Source organism: Streptomyces sp. NPDC052101 (assembly GCF_040680235.1).
Classification (GTDB): domain Bacteria; phylum Actinomycetota; class Actinomycetes; order Streptomycetales; family Streptomycetaceae; genus Streptomyces.
Genome location: NZ_JBFAWH010000030.1, coordinates 20,526 through 38,239, shown reverse-complemented (window position 1 = coordinate 38,239; position 17,714 = coordinate 20,526). Strand labels below are relative to the sequence as shown.

The window sequence follows — 17,714 nt, the reverse complement described above, 5'->3', positions numbered from 1 at the left end:
CCGGCCGGCCTCGGGCTGCAATGGGCCGCGCAGACCCCGAACACGGTGTAACCGAGGCGGGGGCGGGCGGGGACACCCCCGCCCACCCCCGCAGACAAACCGAAATCCCACGCTCAACCGCACCTACCTGCAGATGTACGGGCAGACCCTGAGCCCGAACGAGGCGAGTCAGACGAGCGCCGGCATTGGGGCAGACCAGTGGCGGTCCCCGATTGGGTGCGCGGTGCGGGCGATGTGGGAACTGGTGGGCGAGAGTCGGAATGAGGACCGACGGCGGCAGGCTACGTTGCCGTCTCCCGACCAACACCGAGGAGCACGTCATGCCCGTGCAGTGCATCCAGACTGCTGGCCAGGAGGCATGCCCGGAGGGCCACTACGCCCTCTACGAGCACGCCAACTACAACACCCCAAGCCCTGGCAAGACCAGCCCCACGAAGGGGCAAACGGTGATCGCCAACGAATCCGTCAGCTCGCTCAACGGCTACCACTCACACGCCGGTCTGACCACCTCGGTGGTAAACAAGACCAAGATGAACCTGGAGCTGTTCATCAATGGCGACTTCGGCGGGAAGTCGATGACCGTGGCGCCGGGCCAGCGCATCGATCAGCTGCCCAAGGAGTTCGACAACGCGGTCTCCTCCGCTCGCCTGAACGCGGTCACCGCGGGCAAGAGCGGCAATCTCATCTCCGGAGCCGTCGGCACCGTCACCAAAACGGCGGCGGGCATCCGTGACACCGCCTACACGGCTCTGGGCGGCCACAACGGCTCCGGCTTGCGATACCAGTTCGTGCAGGCCAGTGGCATGGACAAAGTCGAAGCCAAGGCCCCCGAAGGCCTCATCGTCACCGGCGGCGGCTTCTGGATCCCCGACATCCACAACGCCACGCACGCCTGGGTCACCGGCAACTATCCGTCCTCCGACGGCAAGGGATGGACCGTTGAGGTCTACACCAATCCGGGCTACCCCCGGCCCAGTATCACCGCCTACGCGATCTGCGTCGCCGACGACAACTGACGACGGGGCCGACTGAGGTCGGCCCGTCAGACACTGGCCAATCCCAGTCGACACAAGGGCGTATCTCGTTTGGAGTCGAGACTGATCCGCCCCGGGTTTGATGGAGATCATCAAGACCCGGAAGGATGCCGATCACGGTGGCTCCCCGTAAGTACCCCGACGAACTGCGAGAGCGTGCGACCCGGCTGGCGGTAGAGGCCCGCAAGGACCCGTCCGCACGGACCGGCGCGATCCGCCGCATCGCCGGCGTGTCTGCATGGGCTGCGTGCGCGGCTGACTGGGGAAATCGACTCACTGGATCACTACCTGCCGCCGCCCGTAGCCGAGTTGGCGCGCAAGGTTGCCGGGTTGCTGGAGGAGCCGCAGCCAGCGCCCGCGTGACCGAGGTCGCGGCGTCGTTGGACAGTGCGCCCCGACCCAGGCCCCGGGGAGGTCATGACTGGTTCCCCAGGGCCGTGTTATGTCTGGGGACCGGTCAAGATGCGTCGGCAGCCCGCAGGACGACTTCGGTGTCGGTCAGGGTGAGGACCTGCATGGGGCGGGCGTTGCCATCCTGGAGGACGTAGAGGCGGCCTGGGTGTGCGCTACCCTCCGGGACAGGACCGACCGCCGAAGAGAGCCGGTCCCGTGGGTTGCGCCCCGGGAGGCTCTTGCGCGGGCGCGTTTCGAGCCGGGTGGGTCGGTCAACGGGGTTGCTGGGCAGACTGGCGGCGGTGGTCAGCAGTGAGCGGATCTTGCGTGCGAAGTCGGGGCCGGGCATGGGCAGCTCCATGTCGGGTTCGCGGAGGTAGCCGACGGCGACGGCGGTGGGCACGAATTTCATGAGTTCGGTGACCGCGGCGGAGCGAGGCCGGCGGGCGGCCTGCCCGGCCATGCGCCGCAAAATGCGCAGGAGTGTGCTGGTGGGTGCTGTGTCGACGCGGCCGCGGTGGGAACGGCTGTCGGTGGGGGGCGTGGGTTGGACGTCGTCGGTCTGGCGGTGCCACCACTGGGCGGTGTCGTCCTCTCCCAATGAGAGGTGGTGGAGGTAGAGGCAGTATGCGGCGGCGGCCTGGCCGGCGCCGGCGGCGTACTGCCACCAGAAGCGGGCGCCGTCGTCGGTGTCGGTCAGCTGCAGGACGCAGGCCAGGATCATCGCGCTCGTGGGTTCGGGTACCTGGTCGGTGACGAACGCGCCGACCGCCGTGGCGGGGGTGTTGGTGACCAGGGCCTCGCACAGTGCCCGCAGGTCCTTCGCCGCGGTCGTGTTCGCTGCCTCGCCCGCTTTGACCGGCCGGACGGCGGCGTGTGGGCAGCGGTCGGGGTGGCTGGGCGGGACGACGTCGCGTGGTACGGCGCGGTCGCGGACCAGTAGTGCCCTGGACAGGATTTCTTGAAGTGGTGTCATGTGGCGGGTCCTTCGGTCTCGGGCGGCAGGGTGAGGGCGCTCTGCAGGAAGCGGTAGGCGTGACGCTCGTCGGACCGTACGGCGGCCAGTGGCACGCCGAGGAGATAGGAGGCCTTCTCGGCGGTTGCGCCGCAGAGGTAGCGGAGCACCATGACGTCGAGTTGAGCATCGGGGAGTCTGCTGATCGCTTTGAACAGCTCGAGGCTTTCCGTCACCTGTGCCATGCGGCCGGCCGAGGAGCGGTGGCCGCGCAGGGCGACGGTGTCGAAGACCGCGTTCTCCATCTCGGGGAGGTTGTCGCGGTAGGTGGCCTTGGCCATGACGGTGGCCCGCAGGATGTTCCAGGCGTAGCGGCGGATGTCGGGGCTGGCCAGGGCGTCGTCCCAGGACAGCCAGAGGGTGGCGAAGGTGTCTTCGACCGCGGCTTTGCACGGCTCATCGCGGAGGAACACCTGGGCGTAGCAGTGGTAGTCGACTTCCATCATGTGCCGCAGAGCATCGTGTTCCAGGGGTGGTCCGCTGCGGGTGGTAGCCGAGGTGCCCTCGCTGGACCGTTCGATCCATTCCCGGGTTTTGCCGATGTCGAGGGCCGCCTGCCGCCACAGCCGGTACAGGGGCCAGTTGGGGATGTCCAGGGCGAGGGACAGGCGGTGGATGACCTCCCACCGCGGGTAGTTGCCTACGCCGCGCAGCAGCTCGGAGAGCTTGGACTTGGCCAGCAGGACGTGATCGCTGAGATCGCTGAGGGTGCGGCCGCTGGTGATGTAGCTGCATCGGGTCGGGCCCAGCCAGGCCCGGTGGGTACTGACCACGTTGTCCGCGATCGGACCGAGCTTGCGTCCGGGGCGTACCGGTGTCGGCCCGGGGGCCGGCGCCGGTGACTCAAAGGGCGTTGTCACGAGGCGCCGTCCTCCTTGTCGGGCGCCGCCGGCATGCGGTTCCCCGGCCTCGTCGCGTTGCGCGAGCGGGTCGCACGTACGACCTGCTGCACCGTCAGTCCGAGTACAGGGGCCAGCGTGGCGATCAGGGCCTCGTGGCCTGTCATCACCATCGCCGTGCTCCAGCCGAACACCACCATCGTGATCAGCACGAGCGCGATCACTATCGTCCTGGTGTCCATCACACTCCTTGATGTCATGCCGCAGCCATCCGGAAGCCACGTCAAAGGGACCTCTCAACAAGCGGGTGCCGAACCGCTGTTGAGGAGCCTCAGCATGGACCGACGAGAACGCGCTACGCCACGTGATCAAGGAATCACGGAACATTAGGTTTCACGAGGTGTCGGGTCAGGACCGCCCTGTGACCACTCCAGCCCACGTAGAAGCCGGTACAGGAGGCAGGTTGGGTGAAGTTCCCAGTTCTCCTTGCAATCCCCACCGCGACCCCGTCATATGGAGACAGGACACTTCGGTGTCTCCCTTCCATCCGGAAGAGGCGCCCCCCGTGCCGATAACCAAAGGGGCGCGCGCCAGACCGTTCCCGCCTGGCCTGAGTTGGAGGCCAGGCGGGAACGGAGCGTCCGAACGGACGCGACGACCGTAGCGCAGGCCACTGACAACGCCCCGGTTCCCGCTGGCGACGGCCCTGACCGCTTGATCCGGCGGTGGCGCTACCGCTGGTCGGGCCATGCGGCCAGCACCTCGTTGGTCTCTTCGTCGGTGAGAGTGAGCCGGGCGCCGGGCACGCTGCCGTACTCGCCGATACAACCGGACCTAATGGCGGGGAAGGCTGTGGCGTTCTCGTTCGGGTGACATCGCGCATGGGGGACCGTTTCTGCTGGTCATTGCCCCTACATGGTCAAGAATTCCTGGTGGCGCTCTGCCGTGACTACGGCCGCTGCGGCTGCCGCAATGCTCGTTCCGGCAGCGACCGGAGCAGCCGCATCTGTCACTCCTCAACTGCCTTCCGCGGCCACGTCGACCCGCGCGGCGACGCTGCCGGAGCCGCCGCCCGTCGGCGTAGCTCGTACGGAGCTGTCCGGGCTGCATGTGGAGTCACCGCATTCGATGAACGGCTACAGCCGGGCCAAGTTCCCGCACTGGATCAAGCAGTACGGGGAATGCGACACCCGCGAGGTCGTCCTCGCCCGCGACGGCCAGGACGTCAAAGAGGACGAGATGTGCCGGGCCATCTCCGGCACGTGGTACAGCGAGTACGACGGCGAGACGCTCACCGAGTCCGGTCGGCTCGACATCGACCACGTCGTGCCCCTGGCCAACGCCTGGCGCTCCGGCGCCGACACATGGACCACACCCAAGCGCAAGGAGTTCGCCAACGACCTCGTCCATTCGCAACTGATCGCGGTCTCCGCCCGCAGCAACCGCCAAAAGGGCGACCAGTCCCCCGATCAGTGGGCACCCTCCAGGCACGGCTACTGGTGCACCTACGCCCGGGCATGGGTGGACGTCAAACACGTCTACCACCTCAACGTCACCGAACCCGAGAAGGGCAAGCTGAACGAGATGCTGGACACCTGCGCACAGTGAACACTCCCCAGCAGCCGACGCTGACCAGCCAGGTCACCGCCGGCCCCGGCGGGGCCATGACCATTGAGGTCGGGGTCATCACCGGCGACCTCACGGTCACGACCACCGACACCGGCAACGGCACCGCCGCCATCAGCGTCCAGTACACGGATGCCGACGAGTGGTACGAACTGGAAGGCAGCCCCGTACCGGTCCCCGGAGACGGCCTTGCCGCAGTCCACCAGGCCGTCATCAAGGCCATCCTCGCGGGCGGCGCAGCCTGCGCTCCCGGCCCAGGCCGGACGTAGGTCGGGAGCAATCCCCCTCCACTGCCAGACCGGGAGAGCAGCCGCAGCGTGCAGCTGTCGCAGCGGAGGGGCTCCGCTCCAGCTCGGCCGCGATCGTCCGCAGCGACACCTTCTCCCGGACCCGGTCGGCGATGTACAGCCGTTCGTCCTGCGTCAGGTACCGGGCTCCCGAGACAACGCGCTCGCCGCGGACAGTCCAGGCGTCGCGAGCGGGCGTCTTCTTCGAGGGCGCCCGCCCGTTCCGCCACCGCTTCCCGGTCCGGTAGTTGATACCGACCACGCGGCAGGCTTCCTGACTGCTCAGTTCCGGCGGCCGGGCCCGCCCGCCTCGAGGAGGCACCCCGATGACCGCTCTATACGCCGATCTCGAGGTGGCGCGCACCCTGCCCGCCCACCCCGCCACCATCACCGCCCTCGACGGCGGCAGCGGTGAGCCGTTCCAGGCGCTCGCCGACCGCATCGACAGCTTCGAGCCCGGCACCCTCGACCGTGAGCTGTTCCTGACCAAGCTGCTCAAGTCCGTGCCGGAGCTGCAGGCGTACCTGGCCGAGCTGCGCCGGTACGACGCGAACACCCTCAAGGAGTCCGGGGTGGCTTCGTACACCGAGCAGTCGAAGTACCTCACCGACCACGGCTACCCGATGAGCCCGAACAGCGTGTCGAACATGGCGCGCGGGGTCTTGTCCGGGAAGGACATGGTCCGTAAGGGGACCGCGGCCGCGCCCACCCGGACGAAGAAGACCACCGCGAAGAAGACCTCGAGCAAGGGCGCCTGACCGCTCCGAGCCTTCGGCACGGCACCGGCGAGAACATCGCACTCCCCAGAGAGAAGAGGCCCTCATCCCCTACAGGGAAGAGGTGTCAGCGTCGGTCCCCGGGCTACCCATGGCATCTGACCTGCGGAAACAGCGATCACCACACCATCGGCGCTGGTACCTACGCCGGTACTCATGCTGGTACCTATGCCGGTACCCACGCCGGTACCCACGCTGGTACCTCCTCCGGTCTGCCGGCGGTACTCGCCCGGGCCCCTGATGAGAGCCGGCACGAGGCCCGGGCTGACGGCGCGGTCACAGGGAGTCGGCTGCCAGGTTCGCCAGCTCGATGCGCTCGAGCAGTTGCTCGTAGGTGTGGACGCGCCAGTGCCATTCGCCGTTCTCGTATTCGGCGCGTACGTACAGCGGCGCCTCGTCGCCCACCTGGCGGGCCTGGCTGAGGGCGAGGGTCAAGTCGAGGTGGAAGAACGGCGGCAGCTCTGGCACGGTCTCTTCTCCGCTGTGCTCGGGGTGATTGACCAGCACCGCCGAGGCGCCGAGGCCGTCCATTCCCGGACTGGTGACCAGGGCGATGACTGCGCTGCCGAGGTCGTCACGCGTTTGGAGGTAGCGCGTGCGGATGTCCTCGGCCCTGATCAGGGAAATGGTGGCACTGCTCCGGCGGGTTCCGGCTGTCTGCCAGGCGTCCGTGTTGTGGGTGGCCACCCATACTTCACCGGCCAAGGCAAATCCCCTCTCTGTGATGAGACTTGAGGCGACCCTATCCGTCCGATGATGCGTGCCGTCCTTCTGGATGAAGGCCTGGCTACCGTCACGAGGATCTGACTGGCCGTTCGGGACGGGCTGCGCCCGAGCGGGCTCGGGTACTCGGACGTCGCGGTCGTGGAGGTCGGCATCGACGAGCCGGCGTGGGCCTGGGCGTGGTGGTCGGTGACCGGGATGGCGCCTTCTGCTGATGCTTCGTCCCCGCGGCCCGCGTCGGACTCTGCGTATGGGTACGCCGCAGGCCAGTCTCTCGCGCCGCGCAGGGAAGATGCCCCGATGCAGGTGGCTCCCTGCCTTCGTGCTCCTTGCGGATGCCCGGGGCGGGTGTGGATACCCCCATGCCGGCGACTCCGGTGATTTTGCGGATACCCCCGTGTGACCTGCGACATCTCCCGCTCTAGGGCAAGCGGTTGGGCAAGGAGTGGTGGCGATGGTGCACGGCAGTTGATCCGAGAGGAGCCCTGCCGTGGACGCCGCGTGGGACGTGAGTGTGTTCAGCCGCCTGAACATCGAGTGGGAATGGGTGTGCGCCCAGAGCGGCAACGCGCAGCGCGTCCGCGGCTGGCTGGTGGACGCCGCTGTTCTGAAGGCCGCCGAGGCACCGGAGGATCTCGGCGCGCTGCTTGACGTGCTGGAGGAGCGGTCGCGGCGGGAGGGCCACCCGTTCTCGGACGTGTGGCTGGGCCTGCTGCTCCAGCGTGCCGGACAGGGTGAGGAACTGGCCGCGCGGGTGGTGGTGCAGGCCATGCTGCCGGCTGCGGTGCGGATGGCAGCCCGTTCGGTGCGGACGGGCGAGGAGTTCAGCGAGATCTACCAGGTCGTGGCCGCTGCGCTGTGGCAGGCGGTGCGCTCGTATCCAGCCCAGCGGGCGGCGTGGCAGGTGGCACGGCATCTGCGGCTGGAGATGTGGCACCACACGTCACGGGACCTCAAGCGGGAGTTCGCCTCCTCGGGCGCGCTGCTGGACGAGCGGGTGGCGGCGGGGCTGATGGCTGACTGCGACCCGGTCGCGGAGGCGCATGCAGGTCTGCTGGAGGCCGCGGCGGCCGAGGCCGGTCTGGTCGGAGGTGTCGACGGGGCGCGCGGGGAGCTGGTCGAGCTGCTGGTGTGGGCGCTGGATCAGAAGGTGCTCTCGCACGATGCGGCGGCGGCGATCGCGGACCACTACCGCGAGGACGGGCCGGACGACCGTACGGCGGCGCGGGCAGCAGGGATGAGCCCGGCGGCCGTGCGGCAGCGGCGCAGCAGGGCCGTGCGCCAGTTGCGTGACGCGGCCCCCCGCTGGGCGGTGGCGGCGTGAACCGGGCCGAGTTTTCGGAAAGTTCGGGCTGTCCTGTCACATCGGGCGGGCGGCGGCTCCCCTTCCTTGCGCGTACGGGCGTGGTGCCCGTGAGCGTGATCGGCGCTGGGAGAGGAGCGGCGAAGCCGGTGGAGATGGACCGTCAGACACAAGGTACGGACGGCGGTGTGCCGTCCGGGGCGCAGGAGGAGCGGCTGCGGCAGCTGGCGGCGATCCGCCGGCGGGCCACGAGGGTGGCCGTTGCGCTGGTGCGGGAGCCGTTCTCGGCCTCCACGCACGAGCAGATGCGGGCGTTTGTCGCCGAGGACGCCGACGAGGCGCTCGCGCTGGCCCAGGAGCTGGTCGCGCTGCCGGAGGACGTGCTGCGGGGGTGGATGGACCGGCTGTGCCGCGACGGTCGGCGGGTCGAGGGTCCGCGCCGTGCGGGCACTGCGGGCGGCTGGGTCGCCGGTGGTGAGGGGGCTGCCGGATGAAGGCGTGGCGCAGGTCGCCGGGTGAGGCGGACCAGGAGTTCGGGGACCAGGTCCCCGAGGAGTACATCGCCGAGGAGGGGTTGGGTGGGGAGCAGGCCGGGTGGGTGACCGTGTCCCCGGGGGCGGTGGCCAACGTGAGTGCGGTGCTGCGGTGGGGGGCGTGGCTGCTGCTGATCGCCGGTCCGCTGTTGGCGGTGGCCGCGTTCCTGCGCCCCGTCGCCTCCGTGGGGGCACCGGCGCCGGCGCCGAAGGCCTCGGTGGTGGTGCGGGATACGGCGGGGCCGGCCGGGTTCGCGCAGCTGTATGTGGCCGCGTATGTGGAGGCCGGCAAGGGCACTGAGGCCTCCCTTGCGCCGTACTACCCGCTGATGCGCGACATCTCGCTGCAGGCGGAGCCCGGCGTGCAGCACGCTGAGCGTCTGGCGGCGGTGCGGGTGATGCAGGCGTCGCCGGGCTACTGGTCGGTGACCGTGGCCGCCCTGGTCACCTCCTCGTCGAAGGCTTCCGCCACCTCGGACCAGACCGCGCAAGGCGGGGGCCAGGACGAGGCGAGTGCCGGTCCTGTGCTTCGCTACTTCCAGGTACCCGTCCAGACCGCCGGGACCGGTGGTGGGTATGAGGCTTCCGCACTGCCGGCCGAGGTCGCCGCCCCGGCCACGAGTGGTGCGATGCCGCAGCTCGATTACGGCACGCCTGTTCCGGCGGACACGCATGACCCGGCGGTCGCGACGATCAGCGAGTTCCTGGCCGCGTACCTGACCGGCGGCGGGGAGCTGGACCGCTACCTGTCCCCCGGCACCGAGCTGACCTCGGTCTCGCCGGCCCCGTACACGAAGGCCGCGGTCACGCAACTCGCCGAGCAGGGCGGCGACTTCACCGCGAACGCCCCAGCCGCCGAAGGCGCGCGGCGCGAGCTGCTCGTCGACGTCGCCGCGACCGGAGCCGACCGCCAGGTCAGGCCCCTGACGTATGCCCTCGCGCTCAAGGCGCGCGCAGGGCGCTGGGAGATCGCCGCCGTGGACGCGGCCCCCCGCCTGAACACCACGAAGGAGAACCAACAGTGAGCAACATCGTCATGGCCGTCGACACCCTGACCAACGTCAAGCTGATCGGCGCCGACGTCAAAGACATCCTGATCAATACCGTCACGCCCATCCTCGGCATCTCGTTCGTGCTTCTGACCTGGCGAGAGACCAAGTCCCCGGTCAAGACGTTCGTCGCACTGGTTGCCGCAGGATTCATCTGGTGGGGCGTCGCCGACATGACCATCCTGCGCGACCAGACCGGCGAGACCTGGAACCACAACGGCACCAAGGCGGCCGCCCAGGTCACCGCCCCCGTCGCCACCAGTGGTGAAGACCGGTGAGCACGCCTGAGACGACAACGTCGGCAGACGGTGCGGACACCCTGGTCGGCCGCTGCTACACCAAGGCGCGCCGTCACCCGCTGGTGATCGGGCGGTGGCCGGGCGGCGGTGTGCTGTGGGGCGGCCCGTACTCCGTGCCGCAACTGATCGTCATGGTGGGCTCGTTCGTCGCCCTGATCCTCTTCAGGCCCCTGTGGGCGCATTTCGGGGTCGTGCTGAACGTGATGTTCGCCTTCGCGGTGCCCTACGCGCTGGGCTGGACGGTACGTCGGCTGACCGTAGACGGCCGCAATCCACTCGCGGCCGCCGGCAGCGTTCTGGGGCTGCTGGCCGCGCCGTCCGCTGGTCGGCTCGGCGGGCGACCGCTGAAGACGCTGGACCGGGCCCGCCCGGTGCGCGGCGTGTGCACCGTCACCTGGCAAGAACCTGCTGCCCTCCTCCGGTCCCCGGTCGTCGGCCGGCCCACGGTGCAAGCGGGCGGCACTCGGGCGTTCGTTGGCGAGCTGGGGGCCGGGAGCGCCGGGGCGGAAGCGGTGGTGGGGGCGGCGAGGCCGCGGGTGCTGTCCGGGGTGGGCGCGCTCATCGCGGCACGGGCCGCCGGCAGTGGACACGAGATCGAGAAGGGCTGAGTTCAGCGATGCAGATTCCGGTGCGGCACCTGAGCGGGAACGTGCTGTGGACCGTCCACGGCCAGACCTGGGCCATCTGGCGGGTCGAGGGCGAGGGCCAGGCGCACGTGTCGCGCCGCGCGAAGATGCAGCGGCTCGCCCTGATCGAGTCGCTGGTGAAGTCGTTGCACGGGGAGGCGATGCTGCTGAGCCTGTGCCCGCAGGTCAACCCGGCCACCGTGGTGGAACGGATGATCTCCGGGATCGACATCGACGCCTCACCGGCGTATGAGCAGGTGGCGCACCGCACGCTGGACCAGCTCGAGCAGCTGGAGCTGACCGGGCGGACCGACTGGCTCGCTGTTCCGCTGCCCACCTCCCGGCGCCAGGCCGTCGCCGACGCGATCAGCGCGGCACGGTCCGAAGCCGCCCTGCAGCTGGGCCTGCTGCCCGCTGCGATCGGCGTGCGCGAGGAACTCGCGCGGCTGACCCAGGCGGCGGACCTGGCGGCGTCGTGGCCGTCGCTGCTACGGCTGCGGCCGGCCACCGAGGCAGAGATCCTGTGGATCTACGGGCACGCCACGCGGCGCGGGCTGATCGAACCGCTACTGCCCGAGCCCGGTCAGCAGCAGGTCCGCGGCCGCGGACGCGGCGCGGCAGCGCTCGGCCAGGCGGTGCTCGTCGAGGGAGGCCACCGCCTCGTCCTCAACGGCGCCGATGACGAGGGCGGCGCTCCGGCTGCGGGGCGGGGCCGCCGCGGGCGGCGGGCGCGTTCGGGGCAGCGGGCGGCCAGTCCGTTCGCCCGCCGGTGGCTGGAGGTGACCACCAAGTTCGGTCCCTCCTATCAGGCGCTGCTGGCGTTGGCCGAGATGCCCGAGTCCTTCTCCTTCCCGGGCAGTGAATTCCTCACCAGCCTCGACCAGTTCCCCTTCCCCGTGGACTGGGTGGTGCGCCTGGCCGTGGAGGACGGCGCCAGTGCCGAGGCCAAGTCACGCCGCCAGGCCCGCGAACTGGCCGGTCAGTACAGCGAGTACGACGGCGAGATGGCCGGCGTGCCCGCATCCGTGGACAAGGCCGCCGAGAACCTGGCCGAGTACCGCGACCGGCTGACCTCCTCCAAGAGCGAGGTGGAAGTGAGGGCCATGGGTGCGTTCGCCGTCTGGGGCGGCACCCCGGACGAGGCCGAACGCCGGGCAGCGGAGTTGCAGAACTACTTCGCCGGGGGCGAGTACACCCTCGCCCGTCCGCGCGGCGAGCAGGAGAACCTCTGGTACGGGATGCTGCCCGGTGCCCGCACCCCCAGGGTGATGGCCCAGTACGCCCAGTTCCTCATCGCCCGCGACTTCGCGATGTCCGGACCGTTCTCCGGCAGCTCCCTTGGCGACGACACCGGCCCCCTGTACGGGCTGCAGCTGGCCGGCGGCGGGATCCGCCCGGTGCACGTGGACTTCACCCGCGGCCCCCGCAAGAAGACGTCCGCATCGGCTGCCTTCCTCGGCGAGCTGGGAGCCGGCAAGTCGTTCGCGATGAAGGCGGCCGTGTACTGGGTCCTGGCCGCCGGCCGGCGCCTGGGGGTGCCGGGCAGCCGGGGCCGGGCGGTGATCGTGGACCGCACACCGCAGCAGGAATGGGTGCGCTTCGCCTCCGCCTGCCCGGGCACCACCCAGGTCATCCACATCACCCGGGACGCGTCCGTATCCCTGGACCCGCTGCGGCTGTTCGCGGGCAAGGAAGCGCAGCGGTTCACCGAGAGCTTCCTGACGCTGCTGCTGGGCATCTCGCCCATGGAGGACGACGGCGCCGCACTCAGCGAGGCGATCGAAACCGTCCTGGCCGGCCCGAACCCGTCGATGCGGGTACTCGCCGAGGAACTCGCCACACGGGGAGCGGAGGACCCGGCATCCAAGTCGGTTGCCCGCCGACTGATGGCAGTCAAGCGCAAGGACCTGGCGCGCGCCCTGTTCGACGAGACGCTGCCCGTCGTCCAGGCCGACGTTGCCGACACCGTCGTCTTCTCCGTCGCCTCACTCACGCTGCCCAAGAAGCGCGAGCTGGAAGGCGACCGGCTGGCCAAGCTGGAATGGGAGAAGATCTTCGGCCGCGCCGTGATGTACCTGATCGCCGCCCTGTGCAGGAAGATCGCCTTCGAGCGGCGGGAAGAATTCTGCACCGCGGTGTGGGACGAGTGCTGGTGGCTCACCTCCTCGCCCGAGGGCCTGGAGCTGCTGATCGAGCTGCTGCGCGACGGACGCAAGCACAACGCCGGCGCGCTGTTGGGCTCGCATGATCCGTACGACTTCGGGATCAGCGACCCAGAACTCGGCACGATCGTGCGCGGCCTGCTCCCCAGGCGTCTGCTCTTCCGTCACACCGACGCGGTCCTGGCCCGCCGCAGCCTGGAGTTCCTCGGCCTGGACCCGAACGATCCCGACCTGGTCACCGAGGTCACCACCCACCTGTCCCCGATCAACGTCTCCGACGAAGAACAGGCCGCGCGCGCCGGTGAGTGCCTGCACCGCGACCTGCTGGGCCGGATCGGCGGCATGCAGGTCCTCATACCCCACGATCCGAAGGTGACGGCCGTCATCCACTCCGACCCCGAGGCGGCGATCGCCGCATGACCAGAAAGGCGGCGCCCTCCAGGTCGCGGACGAAGGCACTCACAGGACAGGCACGTACGCGGGCGGGCCGCTGGCTTACGCCCGGCCGCCTGTTCGCCGCCGGCATCGGGCTCCTGCTGGTCACCACGGCCATCTCACTGCTGCTGGCCGGCACCGCAGGCGCCGCACCCACCCCCTCACCGTCGCCCTCGCCGTCCCTGTACCAGCCGGGCCTGGAGACTCCCGTCCCCGGACTGCTGCATCCTCCCTCCCCCACCGTCCCGGCCCCCGCTGCCTCTGCCAGCTCCGGGGTGGGTACGGCCGGCGGTGGCCACGACACCAGCAAGGAGACACAAGCGCAGAAGAAGGCCCGTGAGGAGGCGGAGAAGAAGGAAAAGGCGAAGAAGACCCTCGATGCATGGAACAAGCGGGTCGAGCAATACAAGGCTGACCGGCGCAACGGCGGTGTGCTGTCAGCGTTCGAGGTCACCGACCGCGACGGCAACCCGGTCTCCTCCTACCGCGTCTACGGCGACACCGGCAGCTGGTCGGACTGGGACCTCAAGATCGAGAGCTTCCTCGTCGACGGGATGTTCCTGGAAACCAAGTACGGGGTGAGCTTCGCGTGCTTCGTGCTCGCCTGGTCGCTGGCGTTCAAGATGGCCGGGCTGCTCCTCAAGCCGGCACTGACGGTCTCCAACGCCCTGTATGCCAACGTCATCGTGCAGATCGGGCTGCCCGGGCTGTGCCTGACCTACGCCGGCACCGTGGCCGCCTGGCATCTGATGTTCGGACGCCGGGCACGCGGCTGGGGCGAGGCCGCCGCCTCCCTGGTCATCTCCGCGCTCGCCATCACCACCCTCGCCGCGCCGCCGCAGATGCTGCTGTCCGAACAGCACGGCGCCGTCGGCAGCGCCCGCAGCCTCGCCGTCGACGTCGCCGCCCTGATCCTCGACAACGAAGAAGCCATCCACACCCCCAAGACCACCACCAACGGCGGCATCGACGACTCCGTCCCCGCCGGTACCAGCGCCGGCGCACAGGTCCGGTCGAAGGCGTCCGCGCTGGCCCGCCCGATCACCGACGAACTCGTCGACGCCTTCGTCGTCAGGCCCTCCGAGCTGCTGTCGTACGGGCAGACCTTCGACGGCAAGTGCGCCCAGCAGTTCCGCGACTCCCGCATCCAGCAGGCCGTGGCCGACCAGTGGCTCGACGACGCCCTGAACGCGGGACCGAACGCCGCGCGCAAGAACATCCCGTGGCTCGGCGACACCATCGGCGACATCATGCAGGGCGCCACATTCGGCGCCAACGAGATAGTCAAGGAGAAGGTCAAAGCCGTCGGCCCGATCGCGAAGTTCGAGAAGGCCTGCGTCAAGGGCGATGTGACATCGCTGAAGAAGGCCTCCATGGACAAGGTCGGCGGTGCCTTCTTCGTGATGCTCGCCTCCCTGCTGGTCTGCCTGTTCATCATCGTCGTCGACTGGATGTTCCTCTACGCGCAGATCTGCATCGCCAAGGAAGCGATGATCGCCAAGTGCGCGCTGGCCATCGGTGTCCTGCCCGGTCCCGGACGGTCCTGGCTGTGGAACCGGGCCATCACCGTCCTGCGCTACCTCGGACTGATGGTGCTGGCCGTCGCCTCGCTTGCCGTCCTCATCGTCGTCGTCAAGGCGATCCTCAACGCGCCCGAGAGCGACCTGCCCGGCGGCGTGACCATCCGGTTCGTCGTGCTCGACATTGTGACGATCAGTGCGTTCAGGTACCGCAGACAGCTTGTCCGCAGCGGAGAGGGTCTCGCTCTGCGCGCCCGGGCCCGCCTGGGCAGCAGCGTCTTCGGTGGCGGCACCCCCGTCGATCCGGGCCCTCCGCCTCCCCGGCGACGCAGCCTCGGGCGCCGGCTGCTGACCGGCGGCGTCATGCTCGGCGCGCTCGCGGCCAGCGGCGGCGCCTACGGCTACGCCCGCGGCAGCACCGCGCTCGCCACCCGCCTCGCCCGGGGCACCGGCCGCATGATCGGCGGCACCGCCCGCCTCGCCGCGGGCGGCACGCGAGTAGCCGTCAGGGGCGGGTTGGCACTTGGCAGGGCCGGCCTGATGTCCACCGTGGGACTGCCGGTGTACGGGCCGCGCGCCGCGCGCCGCACCGGCGCGGCCCTGGCTGCCGTCCCCGGACGTGTCACCGGCACGGCCCAGAACCTCCAGCAGCGCCTGGCCGGCATCCACCAGCAGTACGCTCCGCCCGCCCAGCAGTTCGTCGGCGAGTACGTGCACAATCTGCGCAGCTTCGGCCGCCTGATGCGCGGCCGGCGCCCGCTCGGCCCCTACACCCCGCCCCGCCAACCCACACCCGGTCCGGCGGCAGCAGGACGGCGGCGGGCCACGGCGCCTGCGGCCACGCGGCCGCCGAGGCCGACCCCGGTGGCCGCTCCGGCCCCGGCCCGGCGTCGTCCGGTGCCACCGCGCGTTGCGCAGCCGGCCGCCAGCCCGGCACAGGCGGCGCTCCAGGTGCGGCTGCACCGCATCCGCAACCGCCCGGCCGCCCCGGCCCGAAACAGCGTCCGCCCAGCGCCTCCTACACCCGCGGTACGGCGCACTCCGCCGCCTGCTGGGGTGCAGCCGTATCAGCCTGCCCCGCGGGTCACTGGAGCCCCGCGGACCTACACCGCTGAGGATGCGGCGGCGTTCCGGCGTTACCGGGCCGAGCAGCACCGCCTGGCAGAAGAACGCCGCGCGAATCAGCCCTCGCAACCCAGCGGCCCTAGTACCTTCTTGCCCGACGAGCCGTCATGACGGGCGCTCGCAAGGCACTGCTCACCTCCACGACAGTGCTGGCCCCCGTTGCGTTCGTCCTGGGCATCTGCATCCTGTTCGTCGCCGCCGTGGCCGGCGGCGCGGCCGAGCACCAGGGCGAGGGCGGCGACGGTACGGCTCTGGCCGGGCAGGGAGTGCCCGCCGAGGTGAACGGGGTGGACGCGGTCATGCTCACCGCCTACGGCCGCGCCGCCCAGCAGGTCACCACGCTGCGCCCGAAGTGCACCGGGATGCGGTGGTCGGTGGTCGCCGGAATCGGCGAGGTCGAATCCACCCACGCCGCCGGCCACACGATCGCCGCAGGCGGCGACATCACACCGCCCATCATCGGGCCCCGGCTCGACGGCAGCGGCACCGGCGGCAACACCACCCCCGTCCGCGACACCGACCAAGGCCGCTTCGACGGCGACACCGTCTACGACCGGGCGGTCGGCCCCATGCAGTTCCTGCCCTCCACCTGGGCCGGCATCGGCCAGGACGGCAACAACGACGGCATCAAGAACCCCAACAACGCCTTCGACGCCGCACTGACCACCGCCGTGTACCTGTGCGGCACCGGCACCAGCGACCTGAGCAACGACGCCCAACTGCACACCGCAATCCTGCGCTACAACCACTCCGGCGAGTACGCGGACAAGGTCATCGGCTACATCCACCGGTACGACACACTCGCCCCCGCCGTCACCACCGGCAACACCGACGTCGGGGGGACCGCGGGCGCTGTCGTCGCAGCCGCGCTCAAGGAGCAAGGCATCCCGTACGTATGGGGCGGCGGCGACACCAACGGCCCCACCAGCGGCGGCTTCGACTGCTCCGGACTGATGGTCTACGCCTTCTACCAAGGCGCCCACATCACCCTGCCCCGCACCTCCCAGGAAATGCGCAACGTCGGCACCAGCGTCTCCCGCGACCAGATGCAACCCGGCGACCTGATCGTCTTCAACAACGACGGCAACTGGGGCCACGTCGGCCTCTACCTAGGCAACGGGCAAATGGTCAACGCACCCCGCCCAGGCAAAAATGTAGAGACCACTGCCGTTTCGACGGGCTATTGGACCCGCTACGACTGGGACGTCAGGCGCGTCCTGTAGCCAACCGGCGCCGGTAGCCCGGGGTTGGAGACTCGTCCGTCCAGCGTCACATATGGAGATCGATCGTTCCCTTGATCGCCTGGCGGGTCACCCTCCCGGGTGGACTCAAGACCACTGCCGCTCTCACCAGTTCAGCGGCAGGATTACAGCTAGTGACACTGACCGATGTCGCCAGAGTGTCGATGAGTGCCGGTCGATACGTCACGCACCCGGCCACGCACAGGCGTCCCTGGCCGGTTGGCCGCCCCGACGCGGTAACGGCCAGTGGCCGCTGCGCTCGGCCAGCCATCGGTTCGGCCATCCGGCCGCCGTCGGCCGCACACGGCTGTGGCCGGTCGTGGCCGGCGCTGTCCGGCCGTGGCCGGTGGCCGACACGGCTGGGACCGGTCACCGGCCAATGGCTGCCCCCGGCGAGTAGCCGTCCTTCCCCGGGCAACGCCCGCGAGTGAGTTCCTCCTGCGCACCGCATGGATACCCACGGACTGAGCTGCGGGTATCCACAGTTGAAGGAGTGGGTATCCAGGCGGGGCAAGGGGTTGGGTATCCGTACGGTGCCAGCACTTCCAAGACCGGATGCCCTCAACCAGAACAGCGGCCAACGCCGCCGACGGGCAGTCGGCCACAACCTGGCCGCCGGTCATGGATACGAGGCCAAGGACGGTGTGGCCAAGATCGTGAGCGGTCGGGCAATTCGATGAAGTCGTGGACCGTGGCCGCTGGCATGTAGCACGGGCCGAGGAGAACAG

The 17,714-nt window shown here is 69.9% G+C and carries 17 protein-coding genes; 12 read left to right on the top strand and 5 right to left on the bottom strand.

Going from position 1 to position 17,714, the window contains the following annotated elements; translation table 11 throughout:
- Window positions 1-320: 320 nt before the first annotated feature.
- On the top strand, window positions 321-1,016 hold the full coding sequence (locus AB0L75_RS35305; RefSeq protein WP_365189532.1) for a peptidase inhibitor family I36 protein: 696 nt from the start codon (window positions 321-323) through the stop codon (window positions 1,014-1,016).
- Between the two features lie 475 nt (window positions 1,017-1,491).
- On the opposite strand, the gene AB0L75_RS35300 is transcribed toward AB0L75_RS35305, so the two are convergent.
- The 3 genes from AB0L75_RS35300 to AB0L75_RS35290 are packed head-to-tail and all read right to left on the bottom strand — an operon-like array spanning window position 1,492 to window position 3,523.
- The gene (locus tag AB0L75_RS35300; RefSeq protein ID WP_365189531.1) at window positions 1,492-2,403 is read right to left on the bottom strand and encodes a hypothetical protein; all 912 of its coding nucleotides are present in this window, start codon (window positions 2,401-2,403) and stop codon (window positions 1,492-1,494) included.
- The gene (locus AB0L75_RS35295; protein WP_365189529.1) at window positions 2,400-3,302 is read right to left on the bottom strand and encodes a sigma factor-like helix-turn-helix DNA-binding protein; all 903 of its coding nucleotides are present in this window, start codon (window positions 3,300-3,302) and stop codon (window positions 2,400-2,402) included. The genes AB0L75_RS35300 and AB0L75_RS35295 overlap by 4 nt, the downstream gene beginning before the upstream one ends.
- Complete coding sequence (locus tag AB0L75_RS35290) at window positions 3,299-3,523, bottom strand: hypothetical protein (RefSeq protein ID WP_365189526.1); 225 nt, start codon at window positions 3,521-3,523, stop codon at window positions 3,299-3,301. Before AB0L75_RS35290 ends, AB0L75_RS35295 begins: the two co-directional genes overlap by 4 nt.
- A 673-nt stretch (window positions 3,524-4,196) precedes the next feature.
- On the opposite strand from AB0L75_RS35290, the gene AB0L75_RS35285 reads away from it, so the two are divergent.
- On the top strand, window positions 4,197-4,889 hold the full coding sequence (locus AB0L75_RS35285; RefSeq protein ID WP_365189525.1) for an HNH endonuclease family protein: 693 nt from the start codon (window positions 4,197-4,199) through the stop codon (window positions 4,887-4,889).
- Between the two features lie 56 nt (window positions 4,890-4,945).
- Window positions 4,946-5,176: a hypothetical protein gene (locus AB0L75_RS35280; RefSeq protein ID WP_365189625.1), complete on the top strand. Its 231-nt coding sequence runs from the start codon at window positions 4,946-4,948 to the stop codon at window positions 5,174-5,176.
- On the opposite strand, the gene AB0L75_RS35275 is transcribed toward AB0L75_RS35280, so the two are convergent.
- Window positions 5,121-5,582, bottom strand: coding sequence for a helix-turn-helix domain-containing protein (locus AB0L75_RS35275; protein ID WP_365189524.1), 462 nt, complete (start codon window positions 5,580-5,582; stop codon window positions 5,121-5,123). The two genes, AB0L75_RS35280 and AB0L75_RS35275, sit on opposite strands and share 56 nt — an antisense overlap.
- Between AB0L75_RS35275 and AB0L75_RS35270 the strand changes: the two genes are divergently transcribed.
- Entirely contained in the window at window positions 5,521-5,952 is a 432-nt protein-coding gene (locus tag AB0L75_RS35270; RefSeq protein WP_365189631.1) for a hypothetical protein, read from the top strand. The genes AB0L75_RS35275 and AB0L75_RS35270 overlap by 62 nt on opposite strands.
- Window positions 5,953-6,246: 294 nt before the next feature.
- Here the strand turns inward: AB0L75_RS35270 and AB0L75_RS35265 are convergent, their stop codons facing one another.
- Entirely contained in the window at window positions 6,247-6,675 is a 429-nt protein-coding gene (locus tag AB0L75_RS35265; protein ID WP_365189522.1) for a hypothetical protein, read from the bottom strand.
- Between the two features lie 508 nt (window positions 6,676-7,183).
- On the opposite strand from AB0L75_RS35265, the gene AB0L75_RS35260 reads away from it, so the two are divergent.
- The 8 genes from AB0L75_RS35260 (at window position 7,184) to AB0L75_RS35225 (ending at window position 16,968) form a co-directional block, all read left to right on the top strand.
- Window positions 7,184-8,017 carry a hypothetical protein gene (locus AB0L75_RS35260; protein WP_365189519.1) on the top strand — a complete coding sequence of 278 codons (834 nt, stop codon included), beginning with the start codon at window positions 7,184-7,186 and terminating at the stop codon, window positions 8,015-8,017.
- A 128-nt stretch (window positions 8,018-8,145) separates the two neighbouring features.
- Complete coding sequence (locus AB0L75_RS35255; RefSeq protein ID WP_365189517.1) at window positions 8,146-8,490, top strand: hypothetical protein; 345 nt, start codon at window positions 8,146-8,148, stop codon at window positions 8,488-8,490.
- Window positions 8,487-9,554 carry a conjugal transfer protein gene (locus AB0L75_RS35250; RefSeq protein ID WP_365189514.1) on the top strand — a complete coding sequence of 356 codons (1,068 nt, stop codon included), beginning with the start codon at window positions 8,487-8,489 and terminating at the stop codon, window positions 9,552-9,554. The genes AB0L75_RS35255 and AB0L75_RS35250 overlap by 4 nt, the downstream gene beginning before the upstream one ends.
- The gene (locus tag AB0L75_RS35245) at window positions 9,551-9,856 is read left to right on the top strand and encodes a hypothetical protein (RefSeq protein ID WP_365189511.1); all 306 of its coding nucleotides are present in this window, start codon (window positions 9,551-9,553) and stop codon (window positions 9,854-9,856) included. The genes AB0L75_RS35250 and AB0L75_RS35245 overlap by 4 nt, the downstream gene beginning before the upstream one ends.
- Window positions 9,853-10,485 (top strand): hypothetical protein, encoded by a 633-nt coding sequence (locus tag AB0L75_RS35240; protein ID WP_365189509.1) that lies wholly within the window; start codon window positions 9,853-9,855, stop codon window positions 10,483-10,485. The genes AB0L75_RS35245 and AB0L75_RS35240 overlap by 4 nt, the downstream gene beginning before the upstream one ends.
- A gap of 8 nt (window positions 10,486-10,493) precedes the next feature.
- Window positions 10,494-13,085: an ATP-binding protein gene (locus AB0L75_RS35235; protein ID WP_365189506.1), complete on the top strand. Its 2,592-nt coding sequence runs from the start codon at window positions 10,494-10,496 to the stop codon at window positions 13,083-13,085.
- Complete coding sequence (locus tag AB0L75_RS35230; RefSeq protein ID WP_365189504.1) at window positions 13,082-15,856, top strand: hypothetical protein; 2,775 nt, start codon at window positions 13,082-13,084, stop codon at window positions 15,854-15,856. Before AB0L75_RS35235 ends, AB0L75_RS35230 begins: the two co-directional genes overlap by 4 nt.
- The gene (locus AB0L75_RS35225; protein ID WP_365189501.1) at window positions 15,853-16,968 is read left to right on the top strand and encodes a bifunctional lytic transglycosylase/C40 family peptidase; all 1,116 of its coding nucleotides are present in this window, start codon (window positions 15,853-15,855) and stop codon (window positions 16,966-16,968) included. Before AB0L75_RS35230 ends, AB0L75_RS35225 begins: the two co-directional genes overlap by 4 nt.
- Window positions 16,969-17,714 lie beyond the last annotated feature (746 nt).